The organism is Actinocrinis sp., assembly GCF_035650855.1.
In the GTDB taxonomy this organism is placed as follows: Bacteria; Actinomycetota; Actinomycetes; order Streptomycetales; family Catenulisporaceae; genus Actinocrinis.
Map to the genome: position 1 here is coordinate 1 of NZ_DASRGV010000218.1, position 22,111 is coordinate 22,111.

Sequence of the window (22,111 nt, forward strand, 5' to 3'; positions counted from 1 at the left end):
TCGGCGGCGAGGGCACCAGGCGGCAGTCCGCCTCCAGGGTGAGCGCGCAGGTGGACTCGGTGCCGACGAGCGCGCGGGCGACGTTGAAGCCGTTCTCCGGCAGCAGCTGGTCGAGGTTGTAGCCGGAGACGCGGCGCGGGATGTCGGGCAGGCCGGCGCGGATGATGTCCGCGTAGGTGTCCCGGATGTGCCGTAAGCCCTCGTAGATGGCGCCGCGCCGGCCGCCGAGCGCGATGATCCGGTCGATTTCCCCATCGCTCGTCGGGCCGACGCGCATGCGGGTGCCGTCGTAGGTGAGGACGTCGAGCGAGTTGATGTTGTCGACGGTCTTGCCCGCCATCACCGAGTGCGTGCCGCAGGAGTTGTTGCCGACCATGCCGCCGAGCGTGGCGTGGTCCATCGTGGCGGGGTCGGGGCCGAAGGTCAGGCCGTGCTCCTCGGCCCGGTTGCGAAGCGTGGTGCAGATGACTCCGGGCTGCACGCGCGCGTGCCGGCTGTGCGGATCGAGCTCGACGATCTCGTCCATGTACTTGGAGAAGTCGAAGCAGACGGCGGCGTTCACCGTCTGCCCGGCCAGTCCGGTGCCGCAGCCGCGCCCGAAGATCGGCGCGCGGTAGCGGCGGCAGACCTCCAATGCGGCCGCGACGTCGTCGGCGTCTTTGGGAACGACGACGCCGACGGGCAGCTGCCGGTAGATGGAGGCGTCGAAGCCGTAGAGCGCACGGTCGCCGGGCGTGAACCTCACCTCGCCGCGGATCGCCCGGCGCAGCTCGTGCGCCAGGTCGGCCGCGTAGCGCGGCGGTTTCGGCGTGCGGGGATACGACGGTGTGCGGTGAATCAGGGTGCGGGAAGTCAGCTTCACGTCACGACCTCCGTTCTGCCGGTTCGGCGGCCTCGTCGCGTTCGGCGCCGACCTCGGACTGGATCTGTTCCAGGCTGCGGCCCGCGGTCTCCGGCACCCGCAGCCAGAAGAAGAGCACCGCCAGCACGGACAGGCCGGCATAGAGGATGAAGGTGCCGCTGCGGCTGATCGCGCTGGTGAGGGTGAGGAAGGTGGCCGAGACCAGGAAGTTGGCCAGCCAGTTGGCCACGGTGGTCACGCTCATCGCCTTGCTGCGCAGCCGCTGCGGGAAGATCTCGCTGATCATCAGCCAGAACACCGGCCCGAGGCCGACCGCGAAGCAGGCGATGTAGACGATCAGGGCGACCAGCGCGATCCAGGGGTCGGACTGCTGCAGCGAGCCGATGCCGAAGAACACCGCGAGCAGCACCAGGCTCAGGCCGAGGCCGACGGTGCCGAGGATCAGCAGCGCGCGCCGGCCGAGCCGGTCGAGCAGGAGGATCGCCACCACGGTGAACAGCACGTTGGTGATGCCGACCGAGAGGGTCTGGGTGATCGCGGTGTCGGCGTTGAGCCCGGTCTTCTGCAGGATCGTCGGCGCGTAGTAGATGACGGTGTTCACGCCGACGAACTGTTGGAAGATCGCCAGCCCGAGCCCGATCACGAGCAGCGGCCGCACCCGCGCGCCCCACAGGTCGCGCACCCGCAGCCCGCGGCCCTCTTCGATGCTGTCGTGGATGTCGCGCAGCTCCGCGTCGACGTCGGCGTCCGGGTCGTTGGCGCGAAGCCGCAGCAGGACCTCGCGGGCCTCGTCCTCGCGATGGTGCTCGACCAGCCAGCGCGGGGTCTTGGGCACGGTGAGCATGCCGATCGCCAGCGCGACGCCGGGGATCACCGCGACGCCGAGCATCCAGCGCCAGTTGCCTGATACGTCCTTGAAGGCGTAGTTCACCAGATAGGAGATCAGGATCCCGACGGTGACGGCGAGCTGGTTGAACGAGGTCAGGCCGCCGCGGGCCCGAGGCGGCGCGACCTCGGAGATGTACATCGGCGCGACGAACGACGCCGTGCCCACTGCGAGGCCGAGTAGGAACCGGAAGCCGATGAGCATCGCCAGGTCGGTGGCGAGGGCCGATCCGAGCGCCCCGGCGATGTAGACGCAGCCTGAGATGATCTTCGTGTCGCGGCGGCTGATCCGGTCGGCCAGGTAGCCGGAGATCACCGCGCCGCAAGCCGCGCCGATCAGCAGGACCGAGACGACGGCTTCCTGGGCGAAGGAGCCCGCGTTGAGGTCCTTCTTGATGTAGAGCAGCGCGCCGGAGATGACGCCGGTGTCGTAACCGAAGAGCAGCCCGCCGATCGCGGCGATCGCCGCGACCCGTACCACGAGGCCGTTCGTGCGCAGGGTGCGCAGGAATTCGAGCATCGCGACCGCCTTACTCCACGTGGGTCAAGGCCGCTGCGTACCCGGACCGGGATAAACCATGCATTCTGGAACGTTTGCACTATGCAGGTAACTTCTGGTCGAGAACGCCACGGCTCAGCGGCCCAAGGTCCGGCGCGGTCCGGGGCCGCCCCTGCCTCGGCGCGTAGTGCGGCCAAACGTGGCGAGCCCGCAGACCGCCGCGAGCGCGATCGCGAGATGCCAGGCGCCGAGGGCCATCAGCACGACGAGGCAGCCGAGGAACACCAGCGCTCCGGTCGCCGCCCACGGCGTGATCGAGCCGAACCGGCGGCCGGCGCGGCGGCGCAGGGTGAAGTCCTCGTTCAGGCCGCGTTCGATCTCGGCGAGCTGACGACGCTCCCAGTCGGTCAGCATCGGGACCTCCACCGCAGGCGAGCCGTGAGAAGTAGCTGGTGTGCGGACGGCTCGGGCGAAGCAGCGCGGCACTGTCGTCGAGATCCGTGCACCGTCCGCACACCACGCCACTGCCCGGATGTGCACTATGCAAACGTTGCGCTGCGCATGATCCTTGGCCTGCCGACGGCCCGGCTCCCTTGACACTCATCTGACCTGGGAAAACGTCGAACCTGCTCCGCCCAGCGGAACCAGCTCAGCCGACCTCGCTCACCCGAAACGCGCGGCCAGCGTGCGATACAGCTTGGGCGCGGCGCCGCGCACCCGGCCCGGTACGCCCATCCAGCGCGGCACGTACACCTCGTCGCGGCCGCGGCGAATCGCGTCGATCGTCGCGTCGGCGACGCGCATCGCGGGAACCGGCCGCGGATAGTTGCGCAGATAGGGCACTCCGCGGCGCTCGAAGAAGGGCGTGTCGACGACGCCGGGTACGACGAGCGTCACCCGGACCCCGGTGCCGACCAGCTCGTAGCGCAGGCTCTCGGCGAAGGCGCTCAGCCCGGCCTTGGCCGCCGAGTACACCGCCTCCTTGGCCACCGCCGTGCAGCCCGTGACCGAGCCGACCAGCACGACGTGGCCGCGTCCGCGCGCGATCATGTGCGGCAGCAGCAGCCGGACCAGGTGCATGACCGCGACCAGGTCCACGGTGACGATCTCGTCGATGCGCGCCGGCGGCATCACCTCGAACGGTCCGCACCAGCCGACGCCCGCCGAGGCCACCAGCAGGTCGACCCGGCCGGCCGCGCCGAGGGCGGTCTGCGCGATCCCTCGCCGCTGCCCGGAGCCGACAGGTCCGCGCGCAGCGCCACCGCGCCGGTCCGCTTGGCGATGCGGCTGAGCTGCGCCTGATCCCGGCCGCTGACCAGCAGGCGCCAGCGCCGCTCTTCCGCGAGGCGTTGCGCGAGCGCCGCGCCGATGCCGGAGGAAGCGCCGGTGACCAGGGCCACGCGGCGTGCGACGGCCACGTCGCTGACGGGAGCGCGGTTCATCCGGGTGCGGACGACCCCTCGCCCCAGTTCGCCGCGCGCTGCCGTCGCACTGGCCGGCTGGCCCGACCACAGGAAATGAGCCATGCCTTCTCTCCGATCGCTCGGCCGTACTTCTGAAGCCGATTCGGCTTGCCTCCGGAGTTGAGAGGGGCGCGCATCCGTTTCGTACGCGACAGATTTGTGCACTATGAACATTTTCGTGCCTCTTGCCCGTTAAGGGCCACACAAACATGCGCGCAGGGCCGTGCCGATCGCGTTCATCGCCGGTGCACCCGCGGTTCGGCGGCCGCTTCCCCGGCCGGAGCCGCTTCGGCGAGCCGGTGGATCTCCTCGGCCGCGTCCCCGACGAACAGGGACCGCCCCGCGCGTACTTGTCTGTCGCGTGCTTCGCCGGGCCGGGCGAGACGCGTGAGTGAGTCGAGCAGCTCGGCATGGCTCCCGGCATAGGTGGTGACGCCGAGGCGCGCCATCAGCAGGACGCCCTCACGCCCGTGCCCTGCGATCGGTTGATAGCCGATGACCGGAAGCCCGGCCGCGAGCGCCTGGACGGCGGTCTGACCGGCCGCGTTGTCGATCAGCACGCCGGCGGCGGCCATCAGGGCCTCGATATCCTCGATCCAGCCGCAGGCAAGGACGCCGGGAAGACGTCCCATGCGGGTTTGTATGCGCTCGTCGCGGCCGCAGAGCACGACGGGCAGATATCCGTTGCGGTACAAGGCATCGGTGGTCTCCGGCAGCCCGCGCGCGACACCCCAGGATCCGGTCGAGATCAGCACGGGGATTCGTTCCTCGCCGACCCGTCGCAGCACTTTGATCCAGTGGCCGTCCTCGGTGGGCGCGGCCTTCTGGAATCGTTGCGGTACGACCGGTCCCGGCGCGTATGCCGGCCGTCCGATTTTGGCGCGCGCCTGTTCCGCGGCGTCCGCGCTGACGCATAAATACACGTCGTTGCCGGGATGCAGCCACTGCCGGTGCACCGCGAAATCGGTGACCATGACCGCCGTGGGCGCGGCAAGTTCACCGCGCGCTCGCAGCCGACCGGTGACCTGCGCGGCGAGGTGGAATACGGGTACGACGACGTCCGGCCGATATTCGGCTGCTGCTTCGAGGAATCCGGGCCCGGCCAACGCGGCCAGCGGGGTGCTTTCCGGGCCGTGCTCTGAGCGGAAGAACGCCGCGTAGATTCCGTCGTAGAGCCAGGGAGTGCGGCGTACCGCGGTGCGGTAGAAGCCGCGCAACGCCGCGCCGACGCCGGGCGGTAGCAGGTCGAGCACATCCGCTCGGCGCGCTTCGTGGCCTCGCCTGCTCAGTCGTGCGGCCAGTTCGTTCGCCACCGCCGTGTGCCCGGCGCCCATGCCGGCGTCCAGGATCAGCACGCGGCTCATCGCAGCGCACCCCTTTCCCTGCTTCCGAGCCGCCGACGCCGTTTGGCGCAATCGTTGCGTTGTGCGCGCGGTGACCGGGTAATGCCACGCCTGTCGCGGTCGATATCGCAGCGGATGGGAGTTCGATGACTGACAAGCAGGCGGCCGCCCGGTTGCGCGCGATCGGACTGCTCGCCCTCGCCGGGCATGTCCTGCCCGCCGGAACGTGGCTGCCACCGGTGCGCCGGGCGCTGTTCCCGTCCCTCACCGGGCTCGGCGCGAGCGGCCATGTCGCGCTGACTTTCGACGACGGGCCGGACCCGAAAAGCACGCCCGCCTTCCTCGACGAACTGGACCGGCTCGGGGTGCGCGCCACCTTCTTCCTGCTGGGCGAGCACGCGGCCCGGCACCAGGCGCTGACCCGGGAGATCGCCGACCGCGGCCACGAACTCGGGGTGCACGGCTGGACGCATCGCCGCCCCTGGCTGCCCTACGACCCGCGCGAGCTGTCCGGCATCCGGCGCACGCTGGAAACGATCGAACTCGCCACGGGCTGCCTGCCGCGCTGGTACCGGCCTCCGTACGGAATCCTGACCGGCGGACGCTGGGCAGCCGCCGCGCGAAGTGGCTTGCGCACCGTGCTCTGGTCCGCTTGGGGAAAGGACTGGACGCCGCAGGCCACGCCGCGGTCCATCCACCAGACGCTGCTGCCCGACTTGCGCGGCGGCGCGACGCTGCTGCTGCACGACACCGACCGGAACAGCGCGCCCGGCTCCTGGCGCGCGACGCTCGGGGCGCTGCCCCTGGTGATCGAGTCCTGTCAGGCGGCCGAGCTGAAGATCGGACCGCTCGCGGCGCACGGGATTGAACGCTGAGGCTGCCGCCGGCGCGCAGTCGCGCGCACGGACAGCGCCGAATCGTGACATATCCCCACCGTCCCATCCCGAGGCGCCAAGCGCGCGGGCCTCTACCCGCAACGAGCCGGTTCATCCATGCGATACAGCCGTGCGGGCGACAGCGGCTCTGGCGGCGGCCGCGTCGGCCGGATATGTCCGGCGAGCCCGCAGCAGCAGCAGACCGTTGATCATCAGCGGGGCGAGCCCGATGAGGAATGCGCGGTCCACGCCGCTTTGCGCGCGCTGCGGCCCGGACGGGCCCGAGCCCAGCGCATCCGAAAGCCAGCCGAACACGATGGGCGCCACGGCCTGCGCGCCCATCCGTAAGACCGTGCGCACGCTCTCGGCCCGCCCCCACAGACGCGGCGGCATGATGTCGAGGCGGGCCGCGTCCAGCGGCGGATTCGCGGCGGCCAGCGCCCCGGCCGCGCCCGCGAACAGCGGGAGGGCGAGCCACGTCTGGCGCGTGAGCAGACCCGGCAGGAACAGCGCGACGCTGGTCGCGTATGCGACACCTGGCACGGTCACACGCGCGGTGGGGTGGCCGGTGTGGCCGAGCCGGTCCGCCCACCGGCCGCCGAGGTTTACCCCGAGCAGCGCTGCCGCGCCGATCACCGGAACGAGTGCGGTCAGCTCTGCGCGCCCGACCTGATACCGGTCGCGCACCAGCTCGAAGGCGAAGGTGTGCAGCCCGGCGAAGAAGAAGTAGCCGATCGCGGAGGCGATGATCAACAGGACGTTCGTGCGTACCGACAGGACGTATTTCGTCGCACGCCACAGTGACCAACTCGCCGTCTCGTCCTGCGCGCACTGGTCGTCGGCCTGCCGCAGCTCGTTCGCGACGGCGCCGATCACGCCGGAGTCGGCCGAGTTCAGCGCCATCACGCAGGCGAGCAGCAGCACGGCGCGCCAGCGGTTCGGTCCGCCGAGCGCCTGGCGCAGCCTGCGCCCGATGCGGTCGAAGCCGCGTCCGCGGTGCGTTTTCACACCTGCCCCACTCGCCTGCCCTCGCTTTCCAGCCCAGGCGTACCAGGGCACGAATCGGCCGCCGCCCGGAGCGAACACACCGGACGGCGGCCTTCACAGCCTCACTTCGAAGCGCTGGCGATGATGTCCCGGTACTCGGCCGGCGTCACGCCGAGGACGAACTCAGGCCGTCCATGCGCGTCCACATCGCCTGGCACCGCGAAGATCCGGCGGTACCGGTTGCGGTCGAGCCACGTCTGCGCCAGCCCCGTTTGCAGGCTGGGCAGGCGCAGCTCGGCTAGGGGCACGCCGCCCTTGATCTCGTCGGCCGGACCGACGGCGATCAAGGAGACGGCGTAGCCGAGCGGACGCATCGGACGACTCAGCGCAGCGTCGTGCGGGACATCGTGCGGGCCGAGCCACGCACCGTGCCCTGAGCGATCGTCGCCAGGGCCATCAACACGACCAGGGCTCCGGCGATGATGTTGCTCGCCTCCGAGCCCGAGGTCGCCGGCCGGCCGGAGACGACCCAGGGGGCGATGATGGTCCACACGCCGATCAGCGCGCCGGCCCAGGCCATGCCGTGCGTGCGCTCGTAGGCCGCGCCGTAACCGAGCGAGAACACCGCGAGCGCGATGCCCAGGATCAGATCGTTGATCGCCAGGTTGCGGAACGCCGCGCTGAACCCGACGATCCACGGCGAGACCGCCAGGTACAGCGCGGCCAACAGGCTGAGGCACTCCACCGCCTGCGCCGCCGGCCGCGCCGCGGCCAGCTCGGAATCGGCGCGCAGCGCCATCAGATCGGGGTGCTCCTCGATACTCGGGTTCTGTGCCACCATCACAGCCACCTCCAAATACTGCTTGATCGTGAAAGCCGTGATCTCGACTGCCGCGTGCCCCCGCTTTCTCCACCGCTCGGGCCGAGCAAACCTTGCTTTGGGCAACTTTTCACGCTGGGTTCCGGCGCGACTACGCCCGACATCGCCCGTTCGAACGATCTATGGCTCCCGATGACGGCCTACTGGCGGCTGAAAAGCGCTGTTAACAGCGCCAAGCCACCGTTGCGCCGCACTACATTTGCATAGTGCAGTGATCCCCGGCGGCTCGTTAGCGTGAAGGGCATGACCGATTCTGAGCGCGCCGAGCAGCGTGCGGAGGCGATGCGCCGATTCCAGCTGCTCAAGTCGCTGAACGGCGACGATCCGCAGCGTGCCGAGTTGCGTTCCTCGTTAATTGAAGATCATTTATCGTATGCGCGGCACATCGCGCTGCGCTACGGCGGCCGCGGGGAGCTGTCCGAGGACTTCGTGCAGGTGGCGTACCTGGCGCTGGTCAAGGCGGTGGACAACTTCGACCCGGAGCGCGGCACCGGTTTCCTGGGCTACGCGACCCCGGTCATCCTCGGCGAGATCAAGAAGTACTTCCGCGACGCCACCTGGGACGTACACGTACCGCGCGCCATGCAGGAACTGACCCGCACCGTGCGCGCGTGCAACGAGCGGCTGACCCGGGAGCTGTCCAGATCCCCCACGGTCGCGGAGATCGCCGAGCAGATCGGGGTCACCGCGGAAATGGTCACCGAGGCGCTGGTCGCGATGGACAGCTACACCACCGCCTCGCTGGATCGTCCGCTGCGCGCCGAACCGGGCAGCCCGCGCCTCCTCGACCTGCTCGGCGGCGAGGACGCGCGGCTGGAGGCGGTTGTCGACCGCACCGCCCTCAAGCCCCTGATCGCGGCGCTGGACGAGCGCGACCGCAGCATCCTGGTGATGCATTTCTTCCAGGGCATGACCCAGCGCGAGATCGGGGCGCGGCTCGGCTATTCGCAAATGCACATCTCGCGGCTGCTCGCCTCGGTGCTCGGGCGGCTGCGCGCGGCGCTGTGTTGACGGGCGCGGTGTTGACCGGCGCGGTGTCGATCGGCGCAATCCGGAGATTAGGGAGCCCGTGCCGAAGACGAAGACCGCGCCGTGGCGTCGGAACTGATCGCCGTTCCCGCGGCGCTGCTCGCCGCTGGCTGCAATGCGATGGCCTCCGTGTTGCAGCGGCGCGCGGCGCGGCGCACCTCGACCGAACCGCGGCGCCGTCGCGCGTTGCTCGGCGAGTTGATCCGGCGCAGGGTGTGGCTGGCCGGGATCGGCTGCCTGATCGCCGCGTTCATCCTGCAGGCGGTCGGACTGTACCTCGGCGGCCTATCGCTCGTGCAGCCGCTGCTGACTGTGGAGCTGCCCTTCGCCCTGCTCATCGCGGCGCGTCTGTCCCGCAGCCCGCTCGGCCGGCAGGCCTGGCTCGCGATCGCCGCGCTCACCGGCGGGCTCGCGCTGCTGCTGATCGGGGCCGCGCCCACGCCGGGAAACACCTCTCCCAGCGCGGTGGCGTGGGCGGTCGCGGCGGTGTCCGTCGGCCTACTGATCGGCGGCCTGATCGCGGCCGCTCGGTGGAAGCGCGGCGCGGCGCGCGGGGCCTTGCTCGGCACCGCCTCGGGGATCGGTTTCGCGCTGACCGCGGCGCTGATGAAGGCGGCCACCGAGCGGGCCCAGAACGGGATCGCCGAGGTGTTCGCGTCGTGGCAGCTCTATGCGATGGCGGCCGCCGGGGTCGGCAGCCTGCTGCTGCTGCAGTACGCGTTGCAGAGCGCTGCGCTGGCCGTCACCCAGCCGGCCCTGACCATCAGCGACCCGGTGGCCAGTACCGCGCTCGGCGTCGCGATGTTCGGCGAGCGGATCCGGCTGGACGGGTGGATCGTGCTGGAGGTGGCCGGGATCGGCCTGATGCTGTGGGGCGCGATTCTGCTGGCGTCGAATCCCGTGTCATCGCCGCAGGCGGGTCGCAACCGGCTGTAGCCAAAGTGCCGCAGGACCGTTGCCGTGCTGAATGAATCCCCTGGACCTGGGCAATACGGTCCGGTCGCAGATCGCCGGAGGGAGTGCTGAATCCAGATGGCCGAGAAGGTTTCCGACTACATCCTGAGCCGCCTGCGCGAATGGGGCGTCGAGCATGTCTTCGCCTATGCGGGCGACGGCATCAACGGGATGCTCGCCGCGTGGGGCAGAGCCGACAACGACCCGATGTTCGTCCAGGCCCGCCACGAGGAGATGGCGGCCTTCCAGGCGGTCGGGTACGCGAAGTTCTCCGGCAAGGTCGGCGTGTGCGCCGCGACCTCGGGTCCCGGGGCGATCCACCTGCTCAACGGGTTGTACGACGCGAAGCTGGACCACGTCCCTGTCGTCGCGATCGTCGGCCAGACCAACCGCAGCGCCATGGGCGGCTCGTACCAGCAGGAAGTCGACCTGCTGAGCCTGTACAAGGACGTGGCGTCCGAGTACTGCGAGATGGTCACCGTTCCGCAGCAGCTGCCGAACGTGCTGGACCGCGCGCTGCGCATCGCCTATTCCAGGCACACCGTGACCGCGCTGATCATTCCGGCAGACGTGCAAGAGCTCGAATACGAGGCGCCGGAGCACGCGTTCAAGATGGTGCCCTCGAGCAAGGGCCTGAGCCGGTTCGCGCCGATCCCGGACGACGAGGACCTCCAGCGCGCGGCCGACATCCTCAACGCCGGCGAGAAGGTCGCGATCCTGGTCGGGCAGGGCGCGCGCGGCGCCAGGTCGCAGGTGGAACAGGTGGCCGACCTGCTCGGCGCGGGCGTGGCCAAGGCGCTGCTCGGCAAGGACTCGCTGTCCGACGAGCTGCCGTATGTCACCGGCTCCATCGGCCTGCTCGGCACGCGTCCGTCGTATGAGCTGATGCGGGACTGCGACACGCTGCTGGTGATCGGGTCGAGCTTCCCGTACACGCAGTTCCTGCCGAAGTTCGATCAGGCGCGCGCGGTTCAGATCGACATCGATCCGTCGATGATCGGCCTGCGTTACCCGTTCGAGGTGAACCTGGTCGGTGACGCGGAGCGCACGCTCACCCGGCTGATGCCGCTGCTGCGCCAGAAGGACAACCACAGCTGGCGTGACACCGTCGAGCAGAACGTCGCGCGGTGGTGGGAGGTCATGCAGCGGCGCGCCGCCGTGGACGCCGAGCCGATCAACCCCGAGTACGTGGTGCACGCCGTCGACCGGCTGCTGCCGCAGGACGCGATCTTGACCAGCGACTCGGGTTCCGCGGCGAACTGGTACGCGCGGCACATCCGCATCCGCGGCGAGATGCGCGGCTCGCTGTCCGGCACGCTGGCCACGATGGGCCCGGGCGTCCCCTACGCGATCGGCGCCAAGTTCGCGCACCCGGACCGGCCGGTGATCGCGCTGGTCGGCGACGGGGCGATGCAGATGAACGGCATGGCGGAGCTGATCACCGCGGCCAAGTACTGGGAGCAGTGGAGCGACCCGCGGATGATCGTCGCGGTGCTCAACAACCAGGACCTGAACCAGGTGACCTGGGAGATGCGGGCCATGGAGGGCGCGCCGCAGTTCGTGCCCTCGCAGTCGATCCCGGACGTGCACTACGCCGACTTCGCCAGGTCGATCGGACTTGCCGGGGTGCGGGTGGAGAAGCCGGACCAGGTCGAGGCGGCCTGGCAGCAGGCCCTCGCCTCGGACCGGCCGTTCGTCATCGACTTCCACACCGATCCGGCCGTGCCGCCGATCCCGCCGCACGCGACGCTCGATCAGATCGAGGCGGCCGCGACCGCGATCATCCACGGCGACCCGGACCGGGCCGGCATGGTCCGCCAGGGCGTGAAGGCGAAGATCCAGGAGTTCCTGCCCGGCGGCCGGGACCGCGAGGACCGGCCCGGGGCCGAGGAAGGCCAGTGACGAAGAGCGCGACGACGAGAGAATCCGTGGGCGGAGAGGCGGAGGGACGATGAGCCTGCTGGTTCATCCGAGGATTCGGCCGGGCAGGGCTGCCGCGTCGAAGAAGCCTGATCTGGCGGCCGACGCCGCCGAGGCGGTGACCGCGGTCAAGGCCGCGGCCAGCGCGATCAAGACGGTGGCCAAGACCGCAGCGGTGGCCGAGGGAAGCGAGGCGGCCGGTCTGGCCGGCCGCCTGCTGTGGAACGTGCGGCACGGCCGGTTCGAGCGCACGCTCTCGCTGCTGACCGCGGCGGGTTCGCTGATCACGGCGGCGGAGATCTACCTGGAGCACGACCGGGCCAGCTTCGGCAACAAGATGATGTGGTGGCCGGTGGCGCTGGGACCGGTCGGCGTGGCGGCGGGCATCGCCGGGTTCTACGACGCGAAGGCGGCGCGGACCGTGCTGCCGATCGCGTCCGGAATGATCGTCGCCAACGGCCTGCAGGGCACGTACTTGCACGTGCGCGGCATCGCGCAGAAGCCGGGCGGATGGTCGATGGCGCGCTACAACATCGAGCTCGGTCCGCCGCTGTTCGCCCCGCTGCTGGTGACGATGGTCGGCGGCATGGGCCTGGTGGCCTCGGTGCTGCGGCGGGAGCGATGAGCCGGGTATTGAAGCGCGAGTTGCGGGCCGCCGAGCGGGCGCGGGTGCCCGGCGGCGGCCGCAACGAGCGCTTCCCCGGCTTTGACGTGGTGCAAGAGGCGCACACCTGGGACGCGACCACCTCCGGCGTCGTGTTGGAACGGCTCGGTCTGCAACCGGATCTGCGGTTCTTCGATCCGGCCGAGGAGGCGGCCGCCGCGGCGCTCTTCGATCACCTGCTCGGGCAGTGGGAGGAACCGCGGGTGCCGGTGGTGCAGATGGTCGACGCGCGGCTGGCCGAGGGGCAGACCGACGGCTGGCGCTACGAGGACATGCCGGAGGACGGCGAGGCCTGGCACCGCTCGCTGGCCGGGCTGGACCAGGACGCGCGTGACGCGGCCGGTGACGAAGGGGTCTGTTTCGCGAATCTGAGCCGCGAGGAGCAGGCCGACATCATCCGCACCGTGCAGGGACTGGACAGCAAGCCGTGGCGCGGCATGCCGGCCGGGCATGTGTGGAGCCTGTGGACCCGGTATGCGTGTACTGCGTTCTACTCGCATCCATGGGCCTGGAACGAGATCGGCTTCGGCGGTCCGGCGTATCCGCGCGGCTACATGCGGATGGGCGTCGACATGCGCGAGCCGTGGGAAGTCCCCGACCGGCATCCGGAGGAAGATCCCGAGGGATCGACATCGTGAGCAATGGACCAGCGAAGAGCAATGGGCTGAGCACGACCGCGCAGGCGGTCAAGAGCGCCGTGCTGCGAGGCGGCGTGCGCTCGCGCAACGAGTCGGCGTGGCTGCTGCCCAACGACGGCACCCGCTTCGACCGCAAGCTGATCGAGAACATGCGGCGGCACGAGGACGGCGACGAGGTCGACCTGGTGATCGTCGGCTGCGGCGCGGGCGGCGCCACGCTGGCGCAGCGGATGGCCCGCGCCGGCTGGTCGGTGGTGGTGCTCGAGGCCGGGCCGTTCTGGGACCCGGACGCGCACTGGGTCAGCGACGAGGCCGGCTCGCACCACCTGTACTGGACCGAACCGCGGGTGATTTCGGGCTCTGATCCGGTGCCGCTGGGCTCGAACAACTCGGGCCGCGGCGTCGGCGGCTCGATGGTGCACTTCGCCGGGTACGCCCCGCGCCTGCACCCCTCCGACTTCCACACCCGTTCGCTGGACGGGGTCGGCTTCGACTGGCCGTTGAGCTATGACGAGGTGCGTCCCTACTACGAGCGGATCGAGCGAGAGCTGCCGGTCGCCGGCCAGCACTGGCCGTGGGGCGATCCGCATTCGTACCCTCATTCGCCGCATCCGGTCGGCGGCAACGGCGAGATCTTCCTGCGCGGCGCGGCGGCGCTCGGGATCCAGGCCAGGGTCGGCCCGGTGGCGATCTCCAACGGCCGCTTCGGCAACCGGCCGCACTGCATCTACCGCGGTTTCTGCCTGCAGGGCTGCAAGGTCAACGCCAAGGCCTCGCCGCTGATCACGCACGTGCCGGACGCGCTCGCGCACGGCGCCGAGATCCGCGCGGACGCGATGGTCAGCAGGATCGAGACCGACCGCGACGGAAGGTACGCCACCGGCGTGCGGTATTTCCTGCGCGGCCGCGAGCATTTCCAGGCCGCGCGGATGGTCGCAGTGGCCGGATACTCGCTGGAGACTCCGCGCCTGCTGCTCAACTCGGCGAACGCGCGGCACCCGGACGGGCTGTGCAACGAGCACGACCTGGTCGGCCGGTATCTGATGGTGCAGGGCGCGCCGCAGACCGCCGGGCGGTTCGCCGAGGAGGTGCGCATGTACAAGGCGCCGCCCCCGGAGGCGACCTGCGAGGAGTTCTACGAGACCGATCCGCTGAAGGACTACAAGCGCGGCTTCTCGATCCAGAACGTCTCGCCGTTGCCGATCACCTGGGCCGAGCACGTCTCGGCGCAGGGGCACTGGGGTGAGGATCTGCGTACGTACATGAGCGATTACGTGCACTGGGCCACGCTCGGCGCGCTGTGCGAATTCCTGCCGCTGCCGCAGAACCGGGTGACGCTGGCGGACCAGAAGGACCGCTACGGCCTGCCGGTGGTGAACATGTCGTACAGCATGTGCGACAACGACCACGCCTTGATGCAGGCGGCGCAGACCAAGATGGAGGAGATCCTGCACGCGGCCGGCGCCGCGGAGGTCATGACCATCAAGCGCTTCGCGCACCTGGTCGGCGGCGCGCGGATGGGCCGCACCGCCGAGGAGGGCGTGGTCGACGCGAGCCTGCGCAGCTTCGCGATCCCCAATCTGCTGATCACCGACGGAAGCGTGTTCCCCACTCAGGGTTCCGCGAACCCGGCGCTGACCATCATGGCGGTGGTCGACCGGGCGGCTCATCTGCTGGCCGAGGGAGCGCGCGGAGGCGTGCGCGCACCGCAGCGTGCGGCGACCTGACGGGGAACCGGAGGCCGGCCGGCGAGCGGCAAGTGCAACGCGGAAACCACGGCGGCGCGACGGAGACGGAGGATGGGAAAAGTGAGTCAGACTGTTGTCATCACCGGCGCCAGCGGCGGGATCGGCCGGGCCACGGCGCGCGAGTTCGCCAAGCGTGGCGCGCGCATCGGCCTGATCGCCCGCGGGCGCACCGGACTCGAGGCGGCGGCGCGCGAGGTCGAGCAGCTCGGCGGCAAGGCGCTGGTGCTGCCGGCCGACGTGGCCGACCACGATCAGGTGCAGGCCGCGGCCGACCGGGCCGAGGACGAGTTCGGCCCGATCGACGTGTGGGTGAACGTGGCGTTCACGTCGGTGTTCGCGCCCTTCACCGAGATCAAACCGGAGGAGTTCCGCCGGGTGACCGAGGTGACGTATCTGGGCTCTGTCAACGGCCTGCGCACCGCGCTGAGCAAGATGGAGCCGCGCGACCACGGCGTGATCGTGCAGGTCGGCTCGGCGCTCGGGGTGCGTTCGATTCCGCTGCAGTCCGCGTACTGCGGGGCGAAGCACGCGGTCAACGGCGTCGCGTCGTCGATCCGTACCGAGCTGATGCACAAGGGCAGCAACGTGAAGGTGACTGTGGTGCAGATGCCGGCGGTCAACACCCCGCAGTTCTCCTGGGTGCTCTCCCGGATGCCGAACCACCCGCAGCCGGTGCCGCCGATCTACCAGCCGGAGGTCGCCGCGCAGGCGGTGGTCTTCGCGGCCGATCACCCTCAGCGCAAGCAGTACTACGTGGGTCTGTCGACGGCGCTGACCATCACCGCGGAGAAGTTCTTCTCCGGGCTGCTGGACCGCTATCTCGCGAAGACCGGCTTCGATTCGCAGCAGACGCAGCAGAAGGCGGCCCCGGACCGGCCGGAGAACCTGTGGGAGCCCGCGGACGGCGAGCGCGGCCACGACTTCGGCGCGCACGGCGAGTTCGATCAGCGTTCGCACAACCGCGACCCGCAGGTCTGGGTCTCCCGGCACGCGCGGCTGGCGAGCGTCGGCGCGGCGGCCGGCGGCCTCGCGGCTGGTCTTGGCGTGCTCGGCGTGCTCACGAAGAACGCGAAGCAATAGCCTGATGAGCCTCACGCTCTTGCCGAAGCAGGCCGGCGGAACCTCCTTGACGGCGTTGCCGCTCATCCGGTTCGCCTACGGGGTCACGCTGCTCGTGGCGCCGGGTGCGCTGATCGAACTGACCTGTGCGCACCCGGCGGACCCCAAGGCGAGGCGGGTCGCCCGCATCCTCGGGGCGCGCCACTGCCTCCAGGCGGTCGTGGTCGGCATTGCCCGCGCGCCGATCGTGCACGAACTCGCCGCGGGGGTCGACTTCCTACACGCGCTGTCCATGGAGGGCATGGCGGTGTTCGACCATGAGAACCGCCGGGCGGAAATGGTGGACGGCTGCGTCGCTACCGCGTTCGCGACCGCTCAACTGCTGTCTCTCACATCTTCAGGCGGGTCCAGCGGCGCTCGGCGTCCTCCCACGACAGGTTATGGAACAGCTCGGCCCGCTTGACCGCTTCTTCCCAGGTGAAGGTCTTTGCCGAGCGCAGGAAGTTCTGTCCGTCCCAGGTGGACATCTCGAGAAAGAACTTCGTGAACTTGTCGCCCTGTGACGTCGGCGGGTTGCTCGTCGCCGCGATGGTGAGCTTCACGAGCCGGTCGAGCTTGAACCGGCTGAGGATGATCGCCGGGTGACCGGCCTGGGGACAGAGCAGTTCGTCCCCGGTCGGCTCGGTGTCGGTGTCGGAGAACTTCGACCAGGTGTCGGCGTGGTCGCACTCCATCCCGTACCACGTGGCCATCAGCGCTCACCCTCCATCGCGGTCAGGGACAGTTGTTCGGGTGCGCTTGGTAGTACAGGTGCGAGTTCTCAATGCCGTTGCCCTCGTTCCACGCGTTCACGTGCGGACCGACCGTGTTCCCACCGCCGAAGTTGTGGCCCCACTGATCGTCGCGCCAGCCGGCGGTGCCGTGGTTGTCGATCGGGTCGGCGGGGTCGGAGTTGTTCCGCCCCATGATCATATTCGGGTTCGTGCCGCGCGGCGCGCCGCGATAGTCGCTCGCCCGGAAGGTGCTCGGGTTCGAGCTCAGGTCGCCGGCGATCTCGGAGGCGGCGGCCCGCGCGGACCTGCGGTTCGGGAACATGAAGTTGCCGCGGCCGTGCGGGCTGTCCGGCAGTTCGATGCCGCCGTGACGTGCCGCGGCCTGGCGCAGGATGTTGCGGCCCGCGTCGGTGATGTGGTCCGCCAGGCCGAGCGCGTCCATGCCGATCAGCGGATTTTCGGTGTACGCGTGGTGGTTGAGCGCGGGGCTCAGGCCGAGCACGTCGGGGCCGGTGTAGCGGCCGGTCGCCGGGTCGTAGCAGCGAAAGTAGTTGTAGTCCAGGCCGGTCTCGGCGTCGTGGTACTGGCCGGGGAAGCGCAGTGGGCAGTCGATCGTCGCCTCATCGGAGGTGCTCACGGCGGCTGCCTGCGCCGGAAGGGCATTGCCCCACAGGCTTGCGCCGCGCCGCCATGCGATGCGCCCGTCCGCAGTGACCAGCTCTGTGGGCGTCCCGACCAGGTCGGTGACGATCGCGTGGAACTGCCGATCCACGATCTCCTGCGGCGCCTGGGCGTAGAAGCCGCGCCGGTCCTGGCTGACCGGGGTCCAGCTGCCGGGCTCGTAGTCCCAGCTGGTCACCGCCACCTGCGGGGCGTCCGCGCGGTAGTGGTCCTGTTCGGCGAGCACGACGCCGTCCCAGGAGAACCGGTACTCCTCGACCGGCGCGCCGTCCACGCCGAGCCGCTGCTTGCTCACGCGGCGGCCGAGCGGGTCGTAGCCGTAGCGCCAGGTGTCGCCCTCGGGCGTAACCGTTCGGACGAGGCGGTCGTGCGCGTCGTACTCGAAGGTCCATTCCTTGCGGCCGCCGGACAGCGTTCGTCGCAGTGTCCTGACCACGCGGCCCTGGCCGTCGTACTCGTACGTCGTGCGCCCCGCTGAGCTCAGCAGCGTCCCGGCCACCTCGCGGTCGCCGGCGGTCGGCGCGTCGGGCATGCGTGAGTCGGAGGCGTGGGTGAGGTTGCCCGCGTGGTCGTACGCGTAGGTCTCCGTCCAGTTCTCAGCGGTCACCGCAGTGACTCGTCCGAGCGCGTCGAGCGTGAAGCCGCGACCGCCGAGAACGCTGTCCGTCGCGGCGGTCGGCGCACCGTCCGGGCGGTAGGTCCAGCCGCGTTCGTGCAGGACGCGGGACGTGCGGGCGTCCACCGGCCCCTCGACGCCGACGAGGCGGCGCGTCGTGAGCCGGCCGAGCCCGTCCCATTCGCTGGTCAGCGCGACGTCCGCCCCGATCCAGCGATGCGACTCGCGGCCGGCGGCGTCGTGGCCGAAGGTGAGCCAGGCGGCCTCGGCGTTCAACGAGACGGGCCGCCCGGCCGCGTCCCACTCCCAGGCCGTGGCGCGGCCCGACGGGGTCGCCAGGGTGAGGCGGCGGCCGAGCGCGTCGTAGGTCGAAGTCAGCGTGCGTCCGGCGAAGCTCTCCGCGGTGATCCGGCCCAGCTGGTCCCGCGTGTAGACGAGTTCGCCCTCGGCGTTGCGGGCGCGGGTGAGTTCTCCCGCCGGGTCGTATTCGTAGACTGTCACATCGCCGGAATCCGTGCGGCGCTCGAGGATTCGGCCGAGCTGGTCGCGGACCATGTCAATGCTCTGTCCGGCGCCGTTGACACGGCGCACCACGTCGCCCGCCGCGTCGTGTTCGTAGCGCAGCTCGCGGCCGTTGAAGTCGGTCTCGCCGATCAGTCGCCCGGCGGCGTCGTAGGTGTACGTCCACGTGGCGTTCTGCGGGTTGGTGACCGTCAGCAGCCGCAGTTCGGTGTCGTGGGCGAAGGTGTAGCGCGCTCCGTCCGGGTTCGTGCGGGCGGTGATCTTCTGGAAGGGGCCGCGTTCGAACACGGTCACGCCGCCGGCCGGATCGGTGTGCTTGAGCAGCGCGCCGTTCTCGTTGTACTCCCAACTCGCGGTGGCGCCGTCGGGCAGCGTGCGGGAGACCAGCAGGTCCTCGTCGTTCCACACCGAGGTGGTCGCCGCGCCGAGCGGGTCGGTCGCGGTGACGATCCGGCCGCGCGCGTCGCGGCAGACCCGCCAGGCGGAGCCGAGCGGATCGGTGTGTGACAGTGGCAGGCCGGCCGCGTCGGTCTCGATGGCGTTCTCGTGCCCGAGCGCGTCGATGAACCCTGTCACACGGCCGCGTTCCGCGTAGCTGTAGCGCGTGGTGGCGCCGAGCGGATCGGTCAGCGCGACCAGGTTGCCGCCCTCGTCATACGAGTACTGCCACACCGCGCCGTCCGGGCCGACGATGCGCACCGGCTCGTCGTGCTCGTCGTATTCGACTGTTGCGACGGTCCCGTCCGGGCGTTCGGTGCGGACCGTGTTGCCGCGCTCGTCGAGCGTGAACCGGGTCGTCGCGCCGAGCGGGTCGGTGACCGCGACGACCTGGCCGTGCCGGTCGTATTCGGTCAACGTCGCGCCGCCGACCTGGTCCACGACCCGCACGACGTTGCCGCGCGCGTCGTAGTGGTGTTCGGTGCGGTGGCCGAGGCTGTCGGTGTAGGTCGTGACGCGGTTCGCGGGGTCGTATTCGAAGCCGCCGGACAGGAATCCGCCATCGCCCTCAGTGCGCTCGACGCGGCCGGTCGCGTCATAGATGTACCGGAACTGATAACCGGAGCGGTCCGTCCAGGCCGTGATGCGGTCCTCGGCGTCCCAGTCGTAGCAGAACGGCAGGCCGCTGGAGTCGGTCACCGCGATCAGCCGGCCGCGCGGGTCGTACTGGTAGCCGAGAATCCGTGTGCCCTGACCGCCGTCGGTCCCGTCGAGCAGCCGCAGCGCCTCGACGCGGAAGCCGGCCTGCGTGTAGGCGGTGTCCACGGCCACGCGATAGCCCCCGGCGTGCCGGACCTCGACCGGCAGGCCGCCGTCGCGCCGGATGGTGATCCAGTTGCCGGCCCGGTCCCGGATCGAGGTCAGGGGGCGTATTCGCGCGTCGCGGTCCTCCGGCGGAGCGAATTCGTAGGTGCAGCGGCGATCGCGGTCCAGAACCCGGATCACGTCGGCGTCGCGGTCCCAGCTCAGCTCGGAGCGCGGGCCGGTGGCGGACCTGACGCGCTCGCCGGACCGCGCGGGCACCGGGAAACTCAGCATCCTGGCGTCGTCGTCGGCGAACACGATCTCGTCCGCGTCTGTCTGCACCCTGATGTCGAGCGTAGAGGAGAAGCCGGCGCCGAACAGGCCGCTGTGCCGGTATCCGGAGGCGTAGGCGCGGCGCAGCACCAGCGGCAGGACCGCCGGCAGCTGCACGTCGATCCGCGCGGTGACCATCTGCCCGCCGACGACGTCGACCGGCTCGCCGGCCTTTCCGCAGCCGCCGACCCCCTTCCCGCCGACCGCGTCGCCCTCGCCGGCTCCGGTGAGCCCGCGTTCGGCGTCTGATCCGACGGAGCTCGCGGCCTTGCTCTCCAGGCTGCCGGCCTCCTTCTCGACCGCCCCGGTGGCGTCCTTCTCCAGGAACCTGGCGGCTTGCTGGGCGTCGTTCTCCAGGTGCGCGGTCATGTTCTTGCGCATGCCGGCCTCGACGTCCTGCGCGGCCTGCTTCCACATGGCCGGGAACTTGCGGCCCAGCGACTGGCCGATCTCCTCGGCCCCGTCCTCGACGGCCTTGACGATCTGATTGCCCACGGTGTTCCGTCCCCGCCTCGGTCCTCGTTCGGTGGTTCGCTCGGTGCTCGGTGCTCGGTGCTCGGTCCGGTCCCGGTGCCGCCGCGCCGGATCAGCGCTCGAAGTTCAGCGAGGAGATGTTCGAGGTCAACGTCTGAGCGTGGCTGACCATCGTCTCCCCGTGCGCCTGCATCTGCAGCAGGTGCGGCTCAAGCGCGGACTGGTCGACCTTGAAGGACTCGCCGACCGCTCCCCCGCCGGAGACCCCGAGGGCGCCCTCGACGGCCTGGAACACGAAGCCGCTCAGCGCCTTCTCGATCACCCCGGTCAGCGGCTTGATCGCGGCCTCCAGCACCTCGCCGATGATGTACTGGACGAGCTGCTGCTCGAGGAACTCGCACAGCTTCTCCGCACCCTCCTCGATCGCCGCCAGCGCCGCCTCGGCCAGCCCGAAGGTGGCCACGGCGGCGGCCTGGTCGGCGACGAACGCGGCGGCCATCGCGATCAGCTCGGCGATCGCGGCGACCTTCTGCGCGACGATGAAGTCCGCCCCGGCCTCCAGCGCGGTCGCGACCACCTCGCAGGCGTCGTGCAGCTCGGTCATGTGGGAGTTGGACTTGTCGGCCCACTTCTGCACCAGGGCGTCGTAGGAGGCGCCCTGGTACCCCTCGCTCATTCGGCCGATCGTGTCGGTGGCCTGCTGGTGCGTGTCCGCGACGTTCTGGGAGAACTCGCGCACGTGCTGCGCCATCGCGCGCACCGCGTCCTCGTTGACCATCGGGAAGTTGATGCCGATGAACTGGAGGAACTGTTCGACCTCGGTGGGCAGTTCGATGGCCATCGCCCGCGTCCCCGCCTTCGCCTGTCCGGTGGCACCGGCGCGCCCGGTACCCGTTCGATCCGTGGCAGGCTACCGGAACCGAGGGTGCTGCGATGCGCGGGCGGCCGCTCAGCGCAGCGTGAGGCGGATCACGACGCAGCCCTTCGCCCAGGCCTGGTGCAGGTCGGCCTGGTTCGGCTCGCCGTCGGAGGCGAAGCCGATGCCGGCGAACCTGGCGTTGGCGTGGTTGTCGCGGGCGATGACCCCGTAGAGCTCCACGACGTTCTGCTCGTCGTCGAGGAGCTCCCAGTCGGCGAGGCGCTGGCGTCCGCGCACCCGCACGGTCGTCGGCTCGCCGGGCCGCAGGTTCTTCAGCCACGGCCACCTGCGGGTGCCGATAAGGAGCGTGCCTTCGTGTCTGGTGTAGGCGACCGGAATGACATATGTCCTGCCGGTCTTTCGACCGACGACGGTGAACGTCAGTAGTCTGCTGCCGACGAGCCGGGAGAGCACCGGAACGCGCAGCAGGCCCTTGATGAAGCCGTTGAGCGCGCCCTGGTAGGAGGAGACCGGCTGCGGTCCGCTGGTGGTCGGCTTGCCGTACGCGGCGGCCGGCGTCGATTCGGATGACATCTTCCTGCTCCTTGCCGGATGGCGATTTACTGAGTAATTCATCAGTAACGGTTACGCTAGTCCCGGCGGGCGAGATCGTGCAATGCTTCGGCATTGATCCACAGCGATTTCCCAGCCGCGACCGGCGCACCCCGAGGAGGTCCGATGCCTGAACGTCGCGTCGGGCGGGTGGGCCGCCCGGCCACCGGTGTGCGCGAGGCGCTGCTCGAAG

The 22,111-nt window shown here is 70.2% G+C and carries 19 protein-coding genes and 1 pseudogene; 8 read left to right on the top strand and 12 right to left on the bottom strand.

Features of this window, described 5'->3' with window-relative positions:
* From VFB40_RS15795 to VFB40_RS15820, 5 genes and pseudogenes are all read right to left on the bottom strand, one after another.
* The coding region (locus VFB40_RS15795) for an FAD-binding oxidoreductase (RefSeq protein ID WP_324851412.1) at positions 1 to 862 on the bottom strand (862 nt) is incomplete at its 3' end.
* Between the two features lies 1 nt (position 863).
* Positions 864 to 2,267 (bottom strand): sugar porter family MFS transporter, encoded by a 1,404-nt coding sequence (locus VFB40_RS15800; protein ID WP_324851414.1) that lies wholly within the window; start codon positions 2,265 to 2,267, stop codon positions 864 to 866.
* A 114-nt stretch (positions 2,268 to 2,381) separates the two neighbouring features.
* Positions 2,382 to 2,660 (bottom strand): DUF3040 domain-containing protein, encoded by a 279-nt coding sequence (locus VFB40_RS15805; protein WP_324851416.1) that lies wholly within the window; start codon positions 2,658 to 2,660, stop codon positions 2,382 to 2,384.
* A gap of 249 nt (positions 2,661 to 2,909) precedes the next feature.
* Positions 2,910 to 3,688 (bottom strand): annotated as a pseudogene (locus tag VFB40_RS15810) (SDR family NAD(P)-dependent oxidoreductase).
* Between the two features lie 257 nt (positions 3,689 to 3,945).
* Entirely contained in the window at positions 3,946 to 5,073 is a 1,128-nt protein-coding gene (locus VFB40_RS15820; RefSeq protein WP_324851421.1) for an MGDG synthase family glycosyltransferase, read from the bottom strand.
* A 125-nt stretch (positions 5,074 to 5,198) separates the two neighbouring features.
* Here VFB40_RS15820 and VFB40_RS15825 point away from each other — a divergent pair, with 125 nt between their 5' ends.
* Positions 5,199 to 5,927, top strand: a complete 729-nt coding sequence (locus VFB40_RS15825) for a polysaccharide deacetylase family protein (RefSeq protein ID WP_324851423.1) — start codon at positions 5,199 to 5,201, stop codon at positions 5,925 to 5,927.
* A 111-nt stretch (positions 5,928 to 6,038) separates the two neighbouring features.
* On the opposite strand, the gene VFB40_RS15830 is transcribed toward VFB40_RS15825, so the two are convergent.
* The 3 genes from VFB40_RS15830 to VFB40_RS15840 form a co-directional block, all read right to left on the bottom strand.
* A complete protein-coding gene (locus VFB40_RS15830; protein ID WP_324851425.1) occupies positions 6,039 to 6,935 on the bottom strand; it encodes an MFS transporter in 897 nt (298 codons plus the stop codon).
* A 101-nt stretch (positions 6,936 to 7,036) separates the two neighbouring features.
* Complete coding sequence (locus tag VFB40_RS15835) at positions 7,037 to 7,288, bottom strand: hypothetical protein (RefSeq protein WP_324851427.1); 252 nt, start codon at positions 7,286 to 7,288, stop codon at positions 7,037 to 7,039.
* Between the two features lie 8 nt (positions 7,289 to 7,296).
* The gene (locus VFB40_RS15840; RefSeq protein ID WP_324851429.1) at positions 7,297 to 7,755 is read right to left on the bottom strand and encodes an SPW repeat protein; all 459 of its coding nucleotides are present in this window, start codon (positions 7,753 to 7,755) and stop codon (positions 7,297 to 7,299) included.
* A 282-nt stretch (positions 7,756 to 8,037) separates the two neighbouring features.
* Between VFB40_RS15840 and VFB40_RS15845 the strand changes: the two genes are divergently transcribed.
* From VFB40_RS15845 to VFB40_RS15875, 7 genes are all read left to right on the top strand, one after another.
* Positions 8,038 to 8,805, top strand: coding sequence for a SigB/SigF/SigG family RNA polymerase sigma factor (locus tag VFB40_RS15845; RefSeq protein ID WP_324851431.1), 768 nt, complete (start codon positions 8,038 to 8,040; stop codon positions 8,803 to 8,805).
* Positions 8,806 to 8,886: 81 nt separating this feature from the next.
* Positions 8,887 to 9,759 carry a DMT family transporter gene (locus VFB40_RS15850; protein ID WP_324851433.1) on the top strand — a complete coding sequence of 291 codons (873 nt, stop codon included), beginning with the start codon at positions 8,887 to 8,889 and terminating at the stop codon, positions 9,757 to 9,759.
* A gap of 96 nt (positions 9,760 to 9,855) precedes the next feature.
* A complete protein-coding gene (locus VFB40_RS15855; protein ID WP_324851435.1) occupies positions 9,856 to 11,679 on the top strand; it encodes a thiamine pyrophosphate-requiring protein in 1,824 nt (607 codons plus the stop codon).
* Positions 11,680 to 11,872: 193 nt separating this feature from the next.
* Positions 11,873 to 12,322 carry a hypothetical protein gene (locus VFB40_RS15860; RefSeq protein WP_349260309.1) on the top strand — a complete coding sequence of 150 codons (450 nt, stop codon included), beginning with the start codon at positions 11,873 to 11,875 and terminating at the stop codon, positions 12,320 to 12,322.
* The gene (locus VFB40_RS15865; protein WP_324851439.1) at positions 12,319 to 12,999 is read left to right on the top strand and encodes a gluconate 2-dehydrogenase subunit 3 family protein; all 681 of its coding nucleotides are present in this window, start codon (positions 12,319 to 12,321) and stop codon (positions 12,997 to 12,999) included. Before VFB40_RS15860 ends, VFB40_RS15865 begins: the two co-directional genes overlap by 4 nt.
* A 59-nt stretch (positions 13,000 to 13,058) precedes the next feature.
* The gene (locus VFB40_RS15870) at positions 13,059 to 14,726 is read left to right on the top strand and encodes a GMC family oxidoreductase (protein WP_349261500.1); all 1,668 of its coding nucleotides are present in this window, start codon (positions 13,059 to 13,061) and stop codon (positions 14,724 to 14,726) included.
* A 72-nt stretch (positions 14,727 to 14,798) separates the two neighbouring features.
* Complete coding sequence (locus VFB40_RS15875; RefSeq protein ID WP_349261498.1) at positions 14,799 to 15,827, top strand: SDR family oxidoreductase; 1,029 nt, start codon at positions 14,799 to 14,801, stop codon at positions 15,825 to 15,827.
* 368 nt (positions 15,828 to 16,195) lie between these two features.
* On the opposite strand, the gene VFB40_RS15880 is transcribed toward VFB40_RS15875, so the two are convergent.
* The 4 genes from VFB40_RS15880 to VFB40_RS15895 all read right to left on the bottom strand — a co-directional run bounded on the left by VFB40_RS15880 (position 16,196) and on the right by VFB40_RS15895 (position 21,900).
* Complete coding sequence (locus VFB40_RS15880; protein ID WP_324851445.1) at positions 16,196 to 16,558, bottom strand: hypothetical protein; 363 nt, start codon at positions 16,556 to 16,558, stop codon at positions 16,196 to 16,198.
* 22 nt (positions 16,559 to 16,580) lie between these two features.
* Positions 16,581 to 20,468: a DUF6531 domain-containing protein gene (locus tag VFB40_RS15885; RefSeq protein ID WP_324851447.1), complete on the bottom strand. Its 3,888-nt coding sequence runs from the start codon at positions 20,466 to 20,468 to the stop codon at positions 16,581 to 16,583.
* A gap of 91 nt (positions 20,469 to 20,559) precedes the next feature.
* Positions 20,560 to 21,288, bottom strand: coding sequence for a WXG100 family type VII secretion target (locus tag VFB40_RS15890; RefSeq protein WP_324851449.1), 729 nt, complete (start codon positions 21,286 to 21,288; stop codon positions 20,560 to 20,562).
* 108 nt (positions 21,289 to 21,396) lie between these two features.
* On the bottom strand, positions 21,397 to 21,900 hold the full coding sequence (locus tag VFB40_RS15895; protein WP_324851451.1) for a PNPOx family protein: 504 nt from the start codon (positions 21,898 to 21,900) through the stop codon (positions 21,397 to 21,399).
* Positions 21,901 to 22,111 lie beyond the last annotated feature (211 nt).